Source organism: Mucilaginibacter sp. P2_D11, from assembly GCF_056404435.1.
The window spans coordinates 244983-263714 of sequence record NZ_JBFUEA010000004.1 but is presented as its reverse complement, the minus strand read 5'-3'; the positions used below and the strand labels follow the sequence as shown (position 1 = coordinate 263714).

Annotated in this window: 21 protein-coding genes; 10 read left to right on the top strand and 11 right to left on the bottom strand. The window is 46.8% G+C overall.

The window, feature by feature from the left end:
- Window positions 1-408: 408 nt before the first annotated feature.
- On the bottom strand, window positions 409-1380 hold the full coding sequence (locus tag AC1DXC_RS07815; RefSeq protein ID WP_477458588.1) for a lysylphosphatidylglycerol synthase transmembrane domain-containing protein: 972 nt from the start codon (window positions 1378-1380) through the stop codon (window positions 409-411).
- Between the two features lie 454 nt (window positions 1381-1834).
- On the opposite strand from AC1DXC_RS07815, the gene AC1DXC_RS07810 reads away from it, so the two are divergent.
- On the top strand, window positions 1835-2704 hold the full coding sequence (locus tag AC1DXC_RS07810; RefSeq protein WP_477458587.1) for a carbon-nitrogen hydrolase: 870 nt from the start codon (window positions 1835-1837) through the stop codon (window positions 2702-2704).
- A gap of 135 nt (window positions 2705-2839) precedes the next feature.
- Window positions 2840-3880: an agmatine deiminase family protein gene (locus AC1DXC_RS07805; RefSeq protein WP_477458586.1), complete on the top strand. Its 1041-nt coding sequence runs from the start codon at window positions 2840-2842 to the stop codon at window positions 3878-3880.
- 3 nt (window positions 3881-3883) lie between these two features.
- Here the strand turns inward: AC1DXC_RS07805 and AC1DXC_RS07800 are convergent, their stop codons facing one another.
- The 3 genes from AC1DXC_RS07800 to AC1DXC_RS07790 all read right to left on the bottom strand — a co-directional run bounded on the left by AC1DXC_RS07800 (window position 3884) and on the right by AC1DXC_RS07790 (window position 6656).
- Complete coding sequence (locus AC1DXC_RS07800; RefSeq protein WP_477458585.1) at window positions 3884-4720, bottom strand: hypothetical protein; 837 nt, start codon at window positions 4718-4720, stop codon at window positions 3884-3886.
- 339 nt (window positions 4721-5059) lie between these two features.
- Window positions 5060-5461 carry a hypothetical protein gene (locus AC1DXC_RS07795; protein WP_477458584.1) on the bottom strand — a complete coding sequence of 134 codons (402 nt, stop codon included), beginning with the start codon at window positions 5459-5461 and terminating at the stop codon, window positions 5060-5062.
- Between the two features lie 46 nt (window positions 5462-5507).
- On the bottom strand, window positions 5508-6656 hold the full coding sequence (locus AC1DXC_RS07790; protein ID WP_477458583.1) for a hypothetical protein: 1149 nt from the start codon (window positions 6654-6656) through the stop codon (window positions 5508-5510).
- A gap of 166 nt (window positions 6657-6822) precedes the next feature.
- Here AC1DXC_RS07790 and AC1DXC_RS07785 point away from each other — a divergent pair, with 166 nt between their 5' ends.
- The 4 genes from AC1DXC_RS07785 to AC1DXC_RS07770 all read left to right on the top strand — a co-directional run bounded on the left by AC1DXC_RS07785 (window position 6823) and on the right by AC1DXC_RS07770 (window position 9981).
- Complete coding sequence (locus AC1DXC_RS07785) at window positions 6823-7662, top strand: LiaF transmembrane domain-containing protein (protein WP_477458582.1); 840 nt, start codon at window positions 6823-6825, stop codon at window positions 7660-7662.
- 44 nt (window positions 7663-7706) lie between these two features.
- Window positions 7707-8042: a DUF4288 domain-containing protein gene (locus tag AC1DXC_RS07780; RefSeq protein ID WP_477458581.1), complete on the top strand. Its 336-nt coding sequence runs from the start codon at window positions 7707-7709 to the stop codon at window positions 8040-8042.
- Between the two features lie 158 nt (window positions 8043-8200).
- A complete protein-coding gene (locus tag AC1DXC_RS07775) occupies window positions 8201-9235 on the top strand; it encodes a sensor histidine kinase (RefSeq protein ID WP_477458580.1) in 1035 nt (344 codons plus the stop codon).
- A complete protein-coding gene (locus tag AC1DXC_RS07770; protein ID WP_477458579.1) occupies window positions 9232-9981 on the top strand; it encodes a LytR/AlgR family response regulator transcription factor in 750 nt (249 codons plus the stop codon). Before AC1DXC_RS07775 ends, AC1DXC_RS07770 begins: the two co-directional genes overlap by 4 nt.
- A 93-nt stretch (window positions 9982-10074) precedes the next feature.
- Here AC1DXC_RS07770 and AC1DXC_RS07765 read toward each other — a convergent pair whose 3' ends face one another.
- Window positions 10075-10269 carry a hypothetical protein gene (locus AC1DXC_RS07765; RefSeq protein ID WP_477458578.1) on the bottom strand — a complete coding sequence of 65 codons (195 nt, stop codon included), beginning with the start codon at window positions 10267-10269 and terminating at the stop codon, window positions 10075-10077.
- Window positions 10270-10528: 259 nt separating this feature from the next.
- Between AC1DXC_RS07765 and AC1DXC_RS07760 the strand changes: the two genes are divergently transcribed.
- Window positions 10529-11227 carry a L,D-transpeptidase family protein gene (locus AC1DXC_RS07760; RefSeq protein ID WP_477458577.1) on the top strand — a complete coding sequence of 233 codons (699 nt, stop codon included), beginning with the start codon at window positions 10529-10531 and terminating at the stop codon, window positions 11225-11227.
- A gap of 65 nt (window positions 11228-11292) precedes the next feature.
- On the opposite strand, the gene AC1DXC_RS07755 is transcribed toward AC1DXC_RS07760, so the two are convergent.
- The 6 genes from AC1DXC_RS07755 to AC1DXC_RS07730 form a co-directional block, all read right to left on the bottom strand.
- Window positions 11293-11832 (bottom strand): hypothetical protein, encoded by a 540-nt coding sequence (locus tag AC1DXC_RS07755; RefSeq protein WP_477458576.1) that lies wholly within the window; start codon window positions 11830-11832, stop codon window positions 11293-11295.
- Window positions 11833-11881: 49 nt separating this feature from the next.
- Entirely contained in the window at window positions 11882-12379 is a 498-nt protein-coding gene (locus tag AC1DXC_RS07750; protein ID WP_477458575.1) for a TspO/MBR family protein, read from the bottom strand.
- A 51-nt stretch (window positions 12380-12430) separates the two neighbouring features.
- Window positions 12431-13105 carry a DNA alkylation repair protein gene (locus AC1DXC_RS07745; RefSeq protein ID WP_477458574.1) on the bottom strand — a complete coding sequence of 225 codons (675 nt, stop codon included), beginning with the start codon at window positions 13103-13105 and terminating at the stop codon, window positions 12431-12433.
- Window positions 13095-13556: a YciI family protein gene (locus tag AC1DXC_RS07740; protein WP_477458573.1), complete on the bottom strand. Its 462-nt coding sequence runs from the start codon at window positions 13554-13556 to the stop codon at window positions 13095-13097. The genes AC1DXC_RS07745 and AC1DXC_RS07740 overlap by 11 nt, the downstream gene beginning before the upstream one ends.
- A 121-nt stretch (window positions 13557-13677) precedes the next feature.
- The gene (hppD, locus tag AC1DXC_RS07735; protein ID WP_477458572.1) at window positions 13678-14802 is read right to left on the bottom strand and encodes a 4-hydroxyphenylpyruvate dioxygenase; all 1125 of its coding nucleotides are present in this window, start codon (window positions 14800-14802) and stop codon (window positions 13678-13680) included.
- A 104-nt stretch (window positions 14803-14906) separates the two neighbouring features.
- Entirely contained in the window at window positions 14907-16064 is a 1158-nt protein-coding gene (locus AC1DXC_RS07730; RefSeq protein ID WP_477458571.1) for a homogentisate 1,2-dioxygenase, read from the bottom strand.
- A gap of 375 nt (window positions 16065-16439) precedes the next feature.
- On the opposite strand from AC1DXC_RS07730, the gene AC1DXC_RS07725 reads away from it, so the two are divergent.
- The 3 genes from AC1DXC_RS07725 to AC1DXC_RS07715 all read left to right on the top strand — a co-directional run bounded on the left by AC1DXC_RS07725 (window position 16440) and on the right by AC1DXC_RS07715 (window position 18731).
- The gene (locus AC1DXC_RS07725; RefSeq protein WP_477458570.1) at window positions 16440-16730 is read left to right on the top strand and encodes a hypothetical protein; all 291 of its coding nucleotides are present in this window, start codon (window positions 16440-16442) and stop codon (window positions 16728-16730) included.
- Entirely contained in the window at window positions 16727-17722 is a 996-nt protein-coding gene (locus tag AC1DXC_RS07720; protein WP_477458569.1) for a fumarylacetoacetate hydrolase family protein, read from the top strand. Before AC1DXC_RS07725 ends, AC1DXC_RS07720 begins: the two co-directional genes overlap by 4 nt.
- Window positions 17723-17843: 121 nt before the next feature.
- Window positions 17844-18731 (top strand): flavin reductase family protein, encoded by an 888-nt coding sequence (locus tag AC1DXC_RS07715; protein WP_477458568.1) that lies wholly within the window; start codon window positions 17844-17846, stop codon window positions 18729-18731.
- Window position 18732: the final 1 nt, after the last annotated feature.

The following is an 18732-nucleotide window of genomic DNA, read 5'->3' as shown; positions in this document are numbered from 1 at the left end:
AATATAATATTTTTTGAGACCCGTATGCCCGAATTAAATTACGGATTCTGAAAAATGCTTGTCCCGTTTTATTTTATAGAAATGTTAGAAAAATCGAGTGGAATTGGGCCGGATTGGGACCAGCATACCTGCCATTAAGTTGCCCCTGTCATGGGCTTAAATTTGGCAAAACACCGTAAAAAATCTGAGTTTTTCTGTGTTTTTCTTAGCTTTTTCGGTGTTTCTATGGCTTTTTCTTAGCAAACCTCAAATAGGCCAAATTTGCATGGAATGGCTGTTTTGACTAAAAACAGCTTTTTGAGCCTCAAAAAAATTTCCAGCTTTTTCCAACTTTTGCGCAGTTTTTAGCTATAGATTTCCAGGAATTTCCAGCTTGCCGCCGGGAGAAATGCATCCAAAAGCGCGGGACTAAAGGTCCTGATCCTCGTGCAGTTCCATATCGTTTTTCGTCAGACCCTCCTCCAAACGTTTGGGGCGTATGAGGTAATAAACACCAAGCAGAGCCACGATAAGCGATATAAGGTAAAACGTACCCGGCAAGAACAATGTAAGGCTTTTCTCCATGGGGAACCATTTGGCCAGGTAGCTGAATACGGTTTCGCGTACGCCTACGCCGCCCATGCTGATAGGGATGATAGTAGCCAGGGCCGATATCAGGAAAGATAAAAGGTATGGCGAGAACTTGCCGGTAAAATTTTGCCCCAGCAAAACAAACACAATCGCCATCACCTGCAAGCCCTGCACGCCTACAGCCTTTAAGTGCCCCTCGAAAAAGTAATGTGTGTATTCCCTGAAGAATTTATAGGCAACGCCGTAATAAACAACCGATGCAAGGGTGAATATACCCAGCGGGATACCGATATGAATATCTATCTGCGGTATCAAAAATATCAGCGCCACGGTAATGAGCCCTATGGCCCAAAGCCCGCTAAGCCTATCAAACATAATGGCCCAAAACATTTTGCGGGCCGGCAGTTTGTAAGTTTTATTGAGCAGGTAAATTTTGTAACCATCGCCGCCGATGCCGCCCGGCAACAGTACGTTATAAAAAAGGCCCAAAAGGTACAGGCGGAAGTTGAAGCGTGGGTCGAGTTTCAAGCCGATGGATTTAAAATAGCTCAGCAAACGCCAGGAGGATAACACCATGCTGCACATATAGCTGATAAGCGCGGCCAGCATCCACCAGTAGTTTGCGTGCAGCAGGCGGCTCTTTACCTGGTCTATCAGATCTTGCTTGCCATGGAAAAGCAGATACAGCAATACCACGGTTACGCCTACTTTAAGCAACACCTTGGTTACGCTCCACAGCGTATCTTTCCAGCTTTTAGGCTTTATGGCTTGCTCCGTTTCTTCCAGCTCGGTCTCTATCAAGTCTTTCATCCGGGTGCAAAGGTAGTAATTTAGCGATTAGTTGATTTGAGGTGAGCGATTAGTTAACAAAACTTAACATTGGTGGTAGAGGGAAGTGGTTAAAGGTTAAAGGTTAAAGGTTAAAGGTTAAAGGTTAAAGGTTAATGCAAATTGAAGTGCTTTGTTTTAAAATTCTGTCAATTCGTTTAATTCTATAAAAATTCGAGTTCAGACAAATTATTATGGCGATGCCTTCGGCCCGGGCTGTCTGCTCATACGCCTGCAGGCATTACGCACGAGGCAGGTATCCGCGCCCATCCCTATCGCAACTTCCTCTTTCTATCCCTTGTGCGTTTTTCTCAATTCGGTTGCTTTAACCGCTAATCACCGCCGCGTAATTTTTAGCGATGATGGATAACTAATCTCTAATCATTTCCCTCCAATCTCTTAAAAAACGGTAGTTTTGCGGCAAATTTCTAACGCTATGGGAAAAGTACAAGTAGGCCTGGTGCAGATGACCTGCACTGCCAATAAGCAGGAAAACCTGGATAAGGCTATCGTAAAGGTGCGCGAAGCTGCCGCTAAAGGTGCGCAGATCGTTTGCCTGCAGGAGCTTTTTACGTCGCTTTATTTTTGCGACGTAGAGGATTACGACAATTTTGCATTGGCGGAATCTATCCCCGGCCCGTCAAGCGATGCTTTATCGGCTGTCGCTGCCGAGCTTGGCGTGGTCATTATCGCCTCCCTGTTTGAGAAACGTGCGCAGGGCGTTTACCATAATACTACCGCCGTTTTAGATGCCGATGGCCAATACCTGGGCAAATACCGCAAGATGCACATCCCCGATGACCCGGGCTTTTACGAGAAATTCTACTTCACCCCCGGCGACCTGGGCTACAAAGTTTTCAAAACTAAATTCGCCACCATAGGCGTGCTTATCTGCTGGGACCAATGGTACCCCGAAGCCGCGCGCATTACCGCACTAATGGGTGCCGAGATACTCTTCTACCCTACCGCAATAGGCTGGGCCACCACGCAGGACGAAGCCACCAACGTGGAGCAATACAACGCATGGCAAACCATACAGCGCTCGCACGCCGTTGCCAACGGTGTTTACGTGGTAAGCGTAAACCGCGTGGGCGAAGAAGCCGGCGTAAAATTTTGGGGAGGATCGTTCTTTGCCAATCCATTCGGCGCCATTATGCACCAAACCACTCCAGATCAGGAGGAAGTTGTGGTAATGGAACTGGATCTGGATAAATCTGATTACTACCGCAGCCACTGGCCGTTCCTGAGGGATCGTCGTATAGATTCGTATCAGCCAATTACAAAACGCCTGATCGACGGCGATTAGTTCTCTCAATGCTACAACCCTAACGTCATTGCGAGCGATAGCGCGGCAACCTCAGCATGCCCGAGCGTCCTATGAGGTTGCTTCGTCGTTCCTCCTCGCAATGACATGGTTTTATGATTTTAATAACACGACACAATGAGCACCACCAACATACCAACCGGACTCCACTTTCCCGCCGAATGGGCACACCACACCGCTACCTGGCTTAGCTGGCCACATAAGGAGGCTTCCTGGCCGGGAAAAATCGATTTGATTTACGGCAAGTACGCCGAGTTTGTGAAGATACTTACCGAAGGCGAGTTGGTGCGAATTAACGTTTTGGATGAACAAATGGAAGCTTTTGCCAAAATGCAATTGAATTTGGTAGGCGTAGATTTAAGCAAGGTAGAGTTCTTCCGCTTTGCAACCAACGATGCCTGGTGCCGCGACCATGGCCCCGCTTTTTTGGTGAACTACGAAACCAAAGAGAAAGCTATCGTTGACTGGGGCTACAACGCCTGGGGCTGCAAATACCCTCCGTATGATCTGGACGATGTTATCCCAACCAAAATTGCCAACCACTTTAACCTGCCGGTTTATCATCCAGGCATAGTGATGGAGGGCGGCTCGGTAGATTTTAACGGTGCCGGTACCTTGCTTACCACCACCGCCTGCCTGCTAAACCCGAACCGTAACCCGCATTTAAACCAGCAACAGCTAGAAGGCTACCTGCAAAAATACTACGGCGTAGAGCAGATACTTTGGCTGGGCGATGGCATCGTAGGCGATGATACCGACGGGCATATAGACGATATTACCCGTTTTGTTAATACCGATACCGTAGTTACGGTGGTAGAACACAACAAGAACGACGAGAATTACCACCTGCTTCAGGAGAACCTGCAAAGCCTCAAAACCATGCGCCTGCTAAACGGCAAGCAACTGAACATTGTAGAACTGCCCATGCCCGATGCCGTGATATACGACGACCAGCGCCTGCCTGCCTCTTACGCCAACTTCTACATCGGCAACGCGGCGGTTGTAGTGCCTACTTACCGCAGCAAGCACGATGATAAAGCATTGGATATTATCCAGAGCTGCTTCCCCGACAGGAAAGTAGTTGGGATAGATTCTACCGATATCATTTGGGGATTGGGGAGCTTCCACTGTTTGAGCCAGCAGGAACCGAGCGTGTAGTAATCAAATATTGAGTTGATACCAGGGCATGCTGAACAAACCGGGCCTCAGCTCAACCCCGATATCATTTCCTACCGTCAACCTGTAGAAAACCGTTTCGGCAACCTGGATTGATTTGGATTTATGTACTGGCCCCCATGGGGCTACGGTAACATTGTATATCGTCCGCTTTCCGGTTGTTATATATACCTTTTCTATTTTAGCGGTAAATATTTGCGGTTTAGTTGTATCAAACATACAATTCACCATTATTGCAAACCCAAATCCATAAGCTAAGGCTACTAAAAACATGGCTACTACGTGTCCTTTTACCGCGCTCGCAGCATCGGCTTTGCCTTTCCAGTACAATAATCCAAAAAACACCACGGCAACGCCACCTATCGAAAACCAGGCTGTACTAAAATCTATAAGACTATATTTGACTAAGGGTTTTCCTACCAAAAAAACACAGGACATGAACATCGAATAATACAAACTGTAAAGCGGGCTGGTTTTCTTTGTCGCAAATTTTATCAAGCCCTTTTGGGTGGCCATGAGCAATAAGCCCACCAAAGGGTAAATGATTAACACAACAGAGTACAGGTCGCTGGCTATCAGGGCATCAACAAAAAAGATAGATCCGATAAATACAACGAGTCCAAAAATGTTATAAATAAACGCTAAGCGCCCAGCAGACCTTAAGCTATTCATGCGCTCATCCTCCGACAGGCCAAGCTCATCGCTTTGCAGAATATCGCTAAGGCCGGCCTGATAATCGATAGCGTCCAAGTCCGGGTATCTTTCGGTTAGCTCGTTTATCAGGGCATTGCTGTTGCCTATACTGTCGTAATCGTTAATCATTATCCGGCGCACGCATTCTGTATTTGAAAAAATTAAGATAGCCTTCGCCTCTAGCCTGAACCCTTTTACTTCGTTATTGGCAAACTCTCTTGTGCCCAAAATGCCGCTGACGGATATTGAGTTTTTTGATAACACAACTTTTCTTCTTAATATATACAGGGCCATTATTATTCCAAAAATCAGGAAGACGACAGATAAGGCAATCAAGGCGGAAGGACTTTTCGCGGACGATAATTTGGTCAGTAAAAAGATTGATGCACTCCCCGCTCCAGTGGCCACTATTCCGTAAAATGCTTTCCAGTATTTTGACAAGGTAAATTCTTGTTCCATTACATTTATTTAAGCGTCCCGAGACGTAAATTTCCCTTTTAGCCAATTGATAAATTCTTCATGATTGCTTAGGTGAGCATAAGCAATGAGTATATTTTTTCTTGATTTATCTTTCGGCACTATAATTATCGAAGTTGCTTCTATTCTTATCGATCCTATCTCAACCAGCTGGATTTGCTTTTTCCCCAATACATTAATTCGTTGGATAGCTGTATCCGATGTAATGACTCTACGTTTAAAAATATCGATTCCAATAAACAAACCTGTGCCAAATAATACCAGAAACAAGCAAAGTGAGCTTAATTTTAAAGGAAGAATTATATACACATAAACGCCCGCACCAATCAAAACAAATGCCGCAAGGCCGTTCAATGCTCTCCAAAATACTGATAGTTTATACTCCTTTTCCATTCCAATTATTTAGGTGCCCGAATATAGGCAAATGCGAAAACCCGCATTACAAATCGGTATAAAACCACGGGATGCCCAAGGCTCCCGCTTTTTGGGTAACTGTAACGGGCGTGCCAATCGGCTTCGCTTCGTAAGTGCTTTCAGACACATCAATCTCCTGGTATCCCCTACCGGCCAACCATGGCTTTAACCTGATATGATAATGAGGACCCTTGCCGCTGCTGATGTATTCGTCGGTCACGGTAGTCTGGTAAATTTTCGGTTTGGACTGATCAAACCGGCAGTTGACCATCAATATGCCCCCAAAAGCGTAAACGAACCCTGCTAATACCATTAATGCAATTTGTCCGCTTACACGCTCTGATTTGTTAATTCCTGATAGGTAGAAAAGGGCGGCTATCACCAAACCGATTATTATTGCGGGTAGCAATGCGTTTGCAACTGTTAATAGTTCGAATTTTGTCAGTGTCGCGGCCAGCATAGCACCCGCCGGCGCCAGGAAGCCTATCGCTATTCCGAAGGATGCACTGTTTTGGTTAGTAGTCACAAACACCAGCAAGCCGTAACTGAATTTAAATAATACGAAGGCCAACAATGGGTACGCTATTCCCATTAAAACCAATGCAATTTTATTATCAATAAGTAACGATATCAACCCTAAAATAACGCCCCAAATAACGTAAGCGATACCGAATTCTTTTATCCTGCCTGCTTTGGCTTTGCGTTCGGCTTCTGTCGCCCCAAGTTGGGTATCCTTTAATATCTCCAATTCGTTTTTTTCCAAATCTTGTTTATTCAAATCGACAAAGGTTTTTGCTATCCAGGCTGCCAGCTCCTCAGACCTGCTTAAGTCATGATAGTTGCTGATTTGTATATTTAACGATGATGCCGTTTTAGATTCTAAAACGATAACTTTTTGCCCAATGCGGCACCCTTTAATGTCGGCAAGCCTAAGCTCCTTATCGTAAAACAACCTGATGCGGCGGATTGCATCATCAGTTACCACCACTTTACTGGTAAACAGGTTGAACAAAATAGCTATGCATATGAAACTTGGTATTGCCGGCACAAATAAAACCGCATAGCCATGGGAGCGTATGGTTATTACGAGCAATAAGCAAAAAAACAACATTGCCGAGGCAGCGAACCCATAAAACAGCCTGCTGTAGGTTCCAACTTTATACTCTTTATTCATCTCCGTTATTCTGCTTCCGAATATATCAATCAAAAACTAAAGCCCCTCAAAATTTTTCACCGACAATTTATCCATACTTACCGACTTCTTCAATTACATCGCCAATAAGCGGTTTGCATAAACCAAATGTTACATTAGTTTTGGGTAACATTAAAATTTAGATATCATGAACACCAACATAAATCCAAAACCTAACAAAGCCAATGGCGCAGTTATGGCCGGGGCAATACTGCTCCTCATAGGCAGCTATATGCTGCTCAGGCAACTCAACCTTTTCCTCCTGCCCGATTATATAGATCTTAAACCGCTATGGCTGGTATTCATCGGCCTGTGGATAGGTTCGCGCAGCAACTTCCAAAACGCTACCTGGGTTATTATCACTGGTCTGGGCGTTATAACCCTTTTAACAGAGAACATCAATAACGCCAGCGGCATCGTTTGGCCCGCAGCCTTCATAGCCATGGGCTTGTGGATCATTATGAAGAAGAAAAAAACCGCCGGGCAATTAAACGACGGCGACTTTTGGGATAAAAAATACCAGGCAGGTAGCGTTAGCGGCGAAAAACCGTTAGCCGATTTTGGTGACGCTGCCCCATACAGTGCCTCAACCGGTGTGCCTCCAACCGATGGCGGTACAAACAGCGGCACTACGCCTCCCCCATCGCACGATGATATTTTAGATGCTACCGCCATCTTCGGCGGGGTAAATAAAACCATCTTCTCCAAAAACTTCAGGGGTGGCGATATTACCAACATCTTCGGTGGTACCGAAATTGATTTTACCCATGCCGATATCGGCAACCGCGCCATCATAGATCTTACGCAGGTATTTGGCGGAACCAAAATTATCGTACCGGCCAACTGGCAGGTAATAGTAGATATGAGCGCGATTTTTGCCGGCACCGACGATAAACGCATGAAGACCATGCAGGCCATGAAAAGCGACAAGGTTTTGATTATCAAAGGCGTATCATTATTCGCCGGGCTGGAGATACGCAGCTACTAATCGATACCCATTAATATATCCGATAACCTATAATACCCAACAACATGAATTGGTACGTAGCGAAATTAGTTTTTAGGGTGATAAGCGGCAACGGCGACCATAACCCACAGTTTGACGAACAACTTAGGCTGATAAACGCCGACACCGAGCAGCACGCCTTCGAAAAAGCCAGCAACATAGGCCACGCCAACCAGGATAGCTTTGTAAACGTGCAAAAGCAAACCGTAAAATGGCAGTTTATAGATGTTGCCGAACTGAACGCCATAGGCACGCCGACAGACGGCGCAGAACTTTACTACAATATCCACGAAGCTCCCGACCCGGATCTGTACATCGCCTGGGCGCATCATAAATCGGCCCTTTTGGGGGTTAGGAATTAGGGAAGGCCGAAAAGGTTCCCCTCTTGAGAGGGGTTAGGGGTGTGTTAGTCCGCGTCGCCAACACACCCCTGCCATTGCACCTATCCGGCCCGCCCCCTCTCAAGAGGGGAATTAAAAACGCAACGTTAAACGTTAAATAAAATATTAAACCATAGGTTTTGGCATCATCACAATTATCAGGAGGGAAATTATTTGGGGCATTTGCTATCTGCGGGGTGGTTTGGGCCGCGCTGCAGGCTTATATCCTGCATAGTTTCGGCTTTGTTTGGATGGTAGCCCTGGCCGATAGCGCCATGAGCGCCCTTTTGCTCTCCATGGCCTGCTGGCTCATCAACAACAACCTGCGCTACTACCAACCCGACCGTGGCAGCTACATTTACCTGCTGGTATGGTGCGGTGCCCTGGCGGCAGGCTGTACAGCAGCATGCAGGTACCTACTGCCTTTCTTTAACTTCGGCGTAGTGTATGATAACTTTTTGAAACAATCGTTCATTATCCGTCTCTTTACCGATTTCCTGGCCATCGGCTGGATGGCCATGATCAGCGCCCTGTTCTACTCGCAGCTGGACCATAAGAAAACAGAAGAACGCAAAACCGAGGCCGAAAAACTGGCCCGCGATGCCGAGCTTTACAACCTTCGCCAGCAATTGCAGCCCCACTTTTTGTTCAATAGCCTAAACTCTATCAATGCGCTCATTGGCTTTAAGCCCGATGAGGCGCGTAAGATGATACACCAGCTATCAGACTTCCTTCGCGGCACGCTCAAAAAGGACGACCAACTGCTGGTGCCCCTGAGCGATGAGCTGACGCATTTGAACTTATACCTGGAGATTGAGAAGGTACGCTTTGGCCACCGCCTGCAAACCGAAATAAGCTGCTACGAAAAATGTGGCAAGGCGCTGCTGCCCTCTATGCTTTTACAGCCTTTGGTAGAAAATGCGATAAAATTTGGCTTGTACGATACCACGGGCGAAGTAACTATCAGCATCAGTGGCGAACTGGAGGATAACTACCTCATCATGACCATACAAAACCCCTACGATTCGCAAACATCAAGGCCCCGCAAGGGCACCGGTTTCGGCCTCAGTGGGGTACAACGCAGATTATATTTGATATTTGCCCGCAACGATTTGATGGAAACCCATGCAAATGATAATATATTTACAACCATTATAAAAATACCGCAGTTATGACACGCGTTTTGATTATTGACGACGAGCCCCTGGCACGTATGGTTGTACTGGAATACCTGCAGGCATTCCCGCAGATTGAAGTTTTGCAGGAATGCGGCGACGGCTTCGAGGGCCTCAAGGCTATCCAGCAGCACCAGCCCGACCTGATTTTCCTGGATGTGCAGATGCCAAAAATAAACGGCTTTGAGATGCTGGAGCTGGTAGAGAACCCACCTGCCGTAATATTTGCTACCGCTTTTGATGAATTTGCCATAAAAGCCTTTGAAGCGCATGCGGTAGATTACCTGCTCAAGCCATTCAGCAAGGAGCGTTTCGTAAAAGCAATTGATAAATACTTGTCGCACGCCGCTGCCGGCCCTGCCGCTAACGCAAAAACTACGGAAACTTTATTGGAGATAGCCGCTCAATCGCCCGCGCAAAACGAGCGCATCGTGGTAAAAACAGGCACCAAAGTGAAGATTATATCGGTACAGGATGTGGAATACCTGCAAGCCGACGATGATTACGTAAGCGTAATAACGGCCGAAGGTGCCTTCCTGAAGAACAAAACCATGGCCTTCTTCGAGAAAACCCTCGACCCGCGTTACTTCGTGCGCGTACACCGCTCCTACATCATCGCCATACAGCAAATCACCCGCTTAGATCCTTACGAGAAAGACAGCCACCTGGCCATCCTGAAGTCGGGCGCGAAGATACCGGTAAGCAAAACCGGGTATGTGAAGTTGAAACAGGTGTTGGGGATATAAGCTGGGATTTCGGATTTTCGATTTCGGATTTAGTTACGAAGTTGCCGTGAGATTAGCAATCCGCCCCTCGTTGTAGACGAGCAATTCGAATGGTTAATTATTTGGATTACTAAAGAACTGCGGCCCCTTTAATTCGGCATCATGTAGTAGCGATTCAACAAGTTCTTCAACACGAGTTTCCTCAATTGTTTGATCTTCGAGCGCCATAGTTGAATAAATTGTATCCGTTAGCACCTTCGTCAAAAAGGCCCTGTCTTTTAGTTGCGGATATTTTTCGTAGAATTTCATTTTAACAAATATAACAATTTCCAAAGAAATAGTTTTCCTCAAAATTTCCTCCGCTGCCGCGAGATTAGCGAAGCGTATCTCGTGGCTGACATGGCTTAAGCTTCCAGCTTAAGCCCGGGAACAAAACTCAATAAAAACAACTTTTAATATCTTTAAAATACATTTTAAAAGAATTAAAAGCTAAATAATAAAATATATTAAAATTTTATTCCGAATCAACTACAAACTTAGGTATATTTGATCAATCAAATTACCAGCAATGCCTAAGCTATTCTTTATCCTTTTCCTATCCTTATTAACGTTCAAAAAAACTGCCGAACTCCCCGACAGCAAACGCGCCAGCGATGTGCGTACAACGCTTTGGCCCAGGCTTCAAAAGGAAATTGCCGATGGCGGTTTCGATAGCAATTACCGCATCTACCTGCGCATTTTTAAACAAAACAACCAGCTTGAAGTGTGGGCGAAAAAAGGCTCGAAGTATGCTTTGTTTAAACGCTATGAGATTTGCTATTACTCGGGCGGGTTGGGCACCAAAACCAAACAGGGCGACGGCAAAAGTCCGGAAGGCTTTTACACTATTACGGCTAAACAGCTTAACCCCGCAAGCAATTACCACCTCGCTATCAACATAGGTTACCCTAACAGACTGGAACAGCAAAAAGGCTACACCGGCAGCGCCATCATGATACACGGGAATTGCGCCTCTATCGGCTGCTACGCCATGACGGACGCGCGTATCGAAGAAATTTACACGCTGATTTACAAAGCCCTCGGCGCCGGGCAGGAAAAAATAAACCTGGATATCTATCCTTTTGCGATGGATGCAACCCATATGCAGTTATTCACGGCATCGCCCTACCTACCCTTTTGGACAACCCTGAAACCGGGATACGATTTATTTGAGAAAAAGCACATACCTGCAACCGCCAAAGTGCTAAGGAAAGCGTATAGCTTTTAGAAGCAGATTAGCACCCCCTCGCCAATTCATTAATTCACTCATTCAATCCCTCACTAATTCACTCATTAATGACTGAATATCCCCTTCAATCCGTCGAGCACGCTTTGGAAAAAGGTAGGTATGCTGAGCCCGTTGCTGTGGTTAAAATATAGGAATATACAGAAGATGATGAGCGCGATGATGATGAAGCGCTTAAACAGGTAGCCCAATAATACCAGCCCTAAGGGGATGGCTACAAGCAGTATCCAGCTGATTTTTACCGGGGTAAGTTTGCTATCGTGCCGGTAAACGTAGTAGAGCATCGAGGTGGTGCCCTCGTCGTTCTGATGGCGGGCAAATATAAAGCTCGATTTATCGAGTTTATGTCGGTAGAAGGCCGTACCCTTTTCGAATTTCAGTTCCTCCGAAAATCCGTTTATCGTAAAATTGAAGGTGCCGTTTACGTTTTCCTGTATATTGCTGGCGGTATCTACAGCCACTATGGCTATCTCATCCTTGGCGAAAGGGTTTTCCTTTACCACGAAATGTTTGATGCTTACGGTATCTGCAAAAGCGTAACCCGATGCAACGAATAACAGGCAGCAGGCAAAAAGTATTTTTTTCATGGGGCGTTTTTATGGCTATAAGCCTGCAATAAAAATAATGTTTTTTCTATCACTTGTTAAATATATAAATACCGATGTTGAGCAGCGTGGCATAACCCACCCAAAGCAGGTATGGCACCAGCAGCCAGGCTGCCGTGTTTTTGAAGCGTGCAAACCATGCGATGTTGAGCACGATAGATACCAGCAACAGGATAATAACGACCAACCCGCCCAGCACCGCATGCATCCCGAAGAACACAATCGACCAGGAGAAATTTAACAGCAGTTGAACGATATAAATAAACACGGCGGTTTTGTAAACCGAAGTACCGTCCCTACGTTTCCAAACCAGGTAGGCGGCAGTGGCAATGAGGATGTAAAGGGTGGTCCATGCTACAGGGAATGCCCAGTTCGGCGGCGTGTAGCCGGGCTTTTTTAATGTGGTGTACCAACCCGCAATTTCGGGCCGGGTAAACAGCGAGGCAACAAAACCAATAACGAGCGTAATAGCCAGGCTAATGGTAAAAGGTATTGGCTGGAATTTGTCAACGGAAGTATCGGCTTTCATGGTATTAGCACAACAGCTTCAGAATTAAAAAGTTTATAATTCAAGCATAAATTAAGGTCGGCTTGAAAGCTCTTTTAGAGCATCCTGGGCTATCCATTTCGCCGCCTTGCTATCTTGTAAAATTATACGGTTTGCCGTTGCAATTGCTTCGGCCTTCAGGATGGCATTTCGCTTGCCAATTTGCCGCAAGGCCCAGTTCACGGCTTTCTTCACAAAATTGCGGCCATCGTATGCTTCGCGCTCCATGAGGGGGAAGAATTGCAAGAACACCTCGTCTGCGGCCTTTTTTTGATGCATGGCGTATTCGGCCATCAGCACAAAGCCGGCGCGTTTTACGTATTCTTCGGGGCGTTCGCTGTACGCTATGGCTTTAGCTATGGCAAATGGCGTACGGTCGAACAGGTTCCCGCAAACCTGGTCGCACAGGTCCCATGAGTAAAAATCCATCGCCCAGGCATCAAACTGTTCTTCGGTAACCTGTGCGGGGTCATCAACCATCGACGCCATTATACGTGCCTCGTGGATGCCTGTATCCCAAAGCTGTAAAGCCAGCTGGTGATTCTTTTTGTAGGCTTTCGCTATTCTACGCACCTCAGGTATCCTTACGCCAAGGGCGCGTGTGTTATCCACACCAAAGCGCAGCATACCGGCAAGGTATTTAGCATCGGCATGCTCTTTTAGCTGGACTATGATGCTATCCGCATCACTGAGAGGTTTAGTCGGCAACGCTCTTTTTTTGGAGGGTGTTGTGGATGGGTACCACCTGCATCAAGGCCGCCGAGCCGTACCAGGGATGCAGTTCCATCACCAGCGTACCGGCTTTTATGGCCGGATCGGTAGCGGTGAGTTGTTCGGCCTCGGCCACGCTTTCTACATTGAAAATAAAGATGCCCCGGATGGGCTGGTCGTCCATAAACGGCCCGGCAAGCACCAGTTTGCCTTCGGCGGCAAGTTTCATAATGTTACGCAGGTGCGCCATTTGCAGCTCCTGCGCGGCTTTAGGGTCGGTAATTTTGGTGGGGCCTTCTTTCAGGAAAGCCATTACGTATTTCTTCATGCCGTACTGGTCGGCCCCCAGCTTTTTGGCCAGGGCGGCATCATAAACAGGTTTATCTTGCGCAAAACAAGCCATGCCAATGAACAGCAAGGGCAGCAGGAGTTTTAATCGTAACATCATACAGGTTTTTTTGGGTTGTGGAATAAAGATAGAAAATCTCTTTGGCTATTACCCAAACAAAAAGCCGGACTATTCGGCCCGGCTTCTGTCTCAAATCTCATATCTAAAATCTCACATCTAACTATAGATTCCCCCTCAATTCCTGCTCTCTTTCAATCGCTTCAAAAAGGGCCTTAAAATTACCCGCACCGAATGATTTGGCACCCTTGCGCTGGATAATCTCGAAGAACAAAGTAGGCCTATCCTCCACCGGTTTGGTGAATATCTGTAGCAAGTAGCCTTCGTCGTCACGGTCTACCAGGATGCCGAGTTCCTTTAAGGGGCCCAGGTCCTCGTCTATGTGGCCCACGCGGTCGGTCAGTTCATCGTAATAAGTGGTGGGCACGGTTAAAAACTCTATACCGCGACTTTGCAGGTCGGTTACGGTTTTAACGATATCGGCAGTGGCCAATGCCATGTGCTGCACGCCTTCGCCTTCGTAAAACTCCAGGTATTCTTCTATCTGGCTTTTCTTTTTGCCCTCGGCGGGCTCGTTTATCGGGAACTTTACGTAGCCGTTCCCGTTGCTCATCACCTTGCTCATCAGGGCACTGTATTCGGTAGATATCATCTTATCATCAAAGGTTAGGATGTTGCGGAAGCCCATAATATCCTCATAAAAATTAACCCATTGGTTCATTTTATGCCAGCCCACATTGCCCACGCAATGGTCTACATATAGCAGGCCCGTATCGCTTGGCTGATAGGTGGTTTGCATAGCTTTATAACCTGGTAAAAACGGCCCATTATAATTTTTGCGTTCCACAAAAAGGTGCACGGTTTCGCCATAAAGTTTAATGCCGCTGGTACGTACTTCGCCATGCTCGTCCGTGATAGACTTTGGCTCCTGGTACGGCTCGGCACCACGGGCAACGGTTTGCTTAAAGGCATCGAAGGCATCATCCACCCAAAGGGCCAATATCTTTACGCCATCGCCATGCTTTTTGATATGCTCGGCAATGGGATGCTCCGAATGCAAGGGCGTGGTAAGCACCAGGCGTATCTTGCCCTGCTGCAACACGTACGATGCACGGTCGCGCATGCCGGTCTCCGGGCCTGCATAAGCCAGGTCCTGAAAGCCGAAAGCGGTTTTGTAATAATGCGCCGCCTGCTTGGCATTGCCCACGTAAAATTCCACATAATCGGTACCGTTAAGCGGCAGGAAATCTGTTGTGGTTGGTTTTTTATCTAATGTTAGTGTTTCCATAGTGTTGTAATGTTTTAAGGTTGAAAGGTTGTAAAGTTGGTTGATTTGCTTTCGGCGGAATTCTAACTTTCCAACCTTCAAACATTTCAACCTTCCAACAAATCCTAAATAACCCAGCTCTTATAATAATTCTCGTCCTCTATCCTTACCGCATCTTCCGTCAACATCAGCGGGCGGAAGGGGTCTATCATCACGGCCAATTCATCGGTAAACTCCTTACCGATAGATTTCTCTACCGAGCCCGGCGCAGGGCCATGCGGAATGCCGCCGGGGTGCAGAGTTATCTGCCCTTTTACCACGCTCTTGCGGCTCATAAAATCGCCGTCTACGTAATACAGCACCTCATCGCTATCCACATTGCTGTGGTTGTAGGGTGCGGGGATAGATAACGGGTGGTAGTCGAATTTCCTCGGCACGAAAGAGCAGATAACGAAGTTGTTACCCTCAAAGGTTTGGTGCACAGGTGGTGGCTGGTGTACCCGACCGGTTATGGGTTCAAAATCATGTATCGAAAATGCCCAGGGGTAATGGAAGCCATCCCAGCCGATGAAATCGAAGGGGTGAGTGCCATAGATGTAGGGGTAAATAAGCCCTTGTTTTTTGATGAGTATCTTGAAATCGCCTTTCTCGTCGATTGTTTGCAAATCGGTTGGGCGTTTGATATCGCGTTCGCAATAGGGCGAGTGCTCCATTAGTTGCCCGTAGGCATTGCGGTAGCGTTTGGGCGAACGGATGGGACTAAAACTCTCTACGATAAACAGGCGGTTATCGGGCGTATCGAATTCCAGTTGGTAGATGGTCCCGCGGGGTATCACCAGATAATCGCCGTAAGCAAATTTGATTTTCCCGAAGCCCGTCTTTAGCGTGCCGCTACCTACGTGGATAAATATCACCTCGTCGGCCTGGCTGTTCTTGTAAAAATAATCCGTCATGCTTTGGCGCGGGGCGGCTAGCGAAATATGCAGGTCGGCATTCACCAGCATCGGTTTACGGCTTTGCAGGTAATCGTCAACCGGTTCAATATTGAAACCGATGAGGCTGGTATGTTTAAGGTGCTTTTCGCGGGCAATTTTCGGTTCTACGGAGTATGGCTCGCCCAGCTCCTTTACAATGGTTGGCGGGTAGGCATGGTAAACCAGCGAGTAGAGGCTGGAGAAACCCTCGGTAGAAACCAACTCTTCGGCGTATAAAGTGCCATCGGGTTTACGGAACTGGGTATGCCGCTTATGCGGGATAGTCCCCAAAGTATGGTAAATAGGCATTAAAATTGGTTTAAATGTTGGAATGCTTTAAGGTTGAAAAGTTGTGAAAACCTTAACTTAAATCATTAGTTATTAAACGATTGAAACGGGGGAATAGTTTTAATAGCCAGGAGAAAGACAACCTTCTAAGCTTTCAATATTAAAACCTTAAAACAACGAAGTTAATACTGTGCTAAAACAGCAGTAGCGAGCACAGCATCCCTGAAGGAAGAAGCATCACTCATAGAGGTGAGGCCCAGGGAAAAGTAAAACTGTTTGATGATGCTCATATTTGGTAAACAAATGTAGGACTAGTTGTTTTAATATGCAAGCATAATATTATCGATACTGTTTATTATAAAAAAGTTTTATGTTTGGTTTCCAATTAAACCGGGCATGATCAGAAAAGACGCCATAGTAATCGGGATAGTCGTTTGGGTTATTTTAACTTTTTTGTTTATGGAGAATAAAGCCGCTATTGATGGTTTTACTGCTATTGGTTTTCCCTGGCAATTTTACCGTTACACGGGCGGGAGGCTGGCCTATGTTGACCAAAGCCAGTTGGGTTTTAATTTCAGCAACTTCATATTAGATCTTTCCTCCTTAGCCGCCTTTATCTACGGCGCGAACATATTCCTGCAGCGCAACCTCAAAAAACAAGAACCAAACAAACCACCATATTTATGAAACTAGTATCGTATAAAACCGAAGACCGCGAGCATTTAGGTGTGTACATCAAAGGACATATCTACAACCTCAACTCCTGCGATAAGCTTATCCCCGATAGCATGAATGAGTTTTTATGGGGCGGCGATGAGTTAATGCAGCACGCCAAACGTGTAGACGAGGATTTGCGCAAGGGCAAGATGCAAGGTAAAGAAGAACTGTTTTACGAATTGATAGCACCCGTGCCCCACCCTACAAGCTGCCGCGATGGCTACGCTTTCCGCCAGCATGTGGCTGCTGCCCGCCGCAACCGCAAGGTGGATATGATACCCGAATTTGACCAGTACCCGATTTTTTATTTTACCAATCACAATGCCATACAAGGCCCCGGCGAAATAGAATGCATGCCGGATCATTTCCAAAAGCTCGATTTTGAACTGGAAGTAGCCGTAGTACTCAACAAAAAAGGACGTAACATAAAAGCAGCTGATGCAGATAGCTATATCGCAGGCTACATGATCATGAACGATATGAGCGCCCGCACCCTGCAAATGGAAGAAATGCTGTTGAACCTTGGTCCGGCAAAGGGAAAGGATTTTTCTACCGTAATTGGCCCATGGCTGGTAACACCCGATGAATTAGAGCAATACAAAGCTGCGCCCAAACCGGGCCACACAGGTAACGCCTACAACCTGCAGATGAAGTGCGTGGTAAACGGCAAAGAAGTAAGCAGCGGCAATATGGCTGATATGGACTGGACCTTTGCCGAAATAATAGAACGCTGCGCCTACGGCTGCGATGTGCTGCCCGGCGATGTCATCGGCTCCGGCACAGTAGGTACGGGCTGTTTCCTGGAGCTGAACGGTACCGGTTTATTGAACGACCCTGACTATCAAACCCAATGGCTGCAACCCAACGATTTGGTAGAAATGGAAATAACAGGATTGGGGATGCTGGGCAATATTATCAAGAAAAGTGAGAGTGAGTTTTCGATACTAAAACTAAAAAAATAACCATCACGTCATTGCGAGGAACGAAGCAATCTCTACATAGGACAAGCCGCTACGCTAAGTGGTACGCCTAGCCGGGAGATTGCTTCGTTCCTCGCAATGACGTGGTGGAGGTATAATAGCTATGTTAACACTTGATACCTCCGACCTCTCCCCGCTGGAATTGCAGAACTACCTGCATTACGCTATAGCGCCGCGCCCTATCTGTTTGGCATCAACCATGGATGCGGAGGGGAATGTCAATTTAAGCCCCTTCAGTTTTTTTAATATGTTCAGCACCAACCCACCCATTTGCGTGTTTTCGCCTGCGCGGAGGGTGAGGGACAATACCACCAAGCACACGCTGGAGAATATACTGGCAGTGCCCGAGTGCGTAATCAATATCGTGAATTACGATATCGTACAGCAGGTGTCGCTATCCAGCGTGGAGTACCCGGCGGGGGTTGACGAGTTCGTTAAATCGGGGTTGACACCGCTACCATCGGTACTGGTAAAACCACCCCGCGTTGCCGAATCTCCGGTACAGTTTGAATGCCTGATTAAAGAGGTAATAAGCCTTGGCGATGGCCCGGGCGCTGGGAATTTGGTTATCGCAGAAATTAAGCTCATCCACATTATTGAGGACATACTGGATGCTACCGGCAAGATAGACCAGGAGAAGATAGACCTTGTGGCCCGCCTTGGCGGCGACTGGTACTGCCGCGTTACTGCCGATAACCTGTTTAAGGTAGCAAAGCCCGTGCGTACGATAGGTATCGGCGTGGATGCTATTCCATATGCCATCCGCAATTCTAAAGTACTCACAGGGAATAACCTGGGGCAGCTGGGCAATGTGGAAGCTTTACCTACTGATGAAGAAATCGAAGTATTTGCCCAAAGCGATGAGATAAAAGAATTATTCGATGCTACCATCGGCGACAGCCAAACTCGCGAATTGCAGCTGCACCTGCACGCCAAACATTTGCTGGATAACGGCCTGGTTGCTGATGCCTGGAAGGTGTTGCTGATGTAAA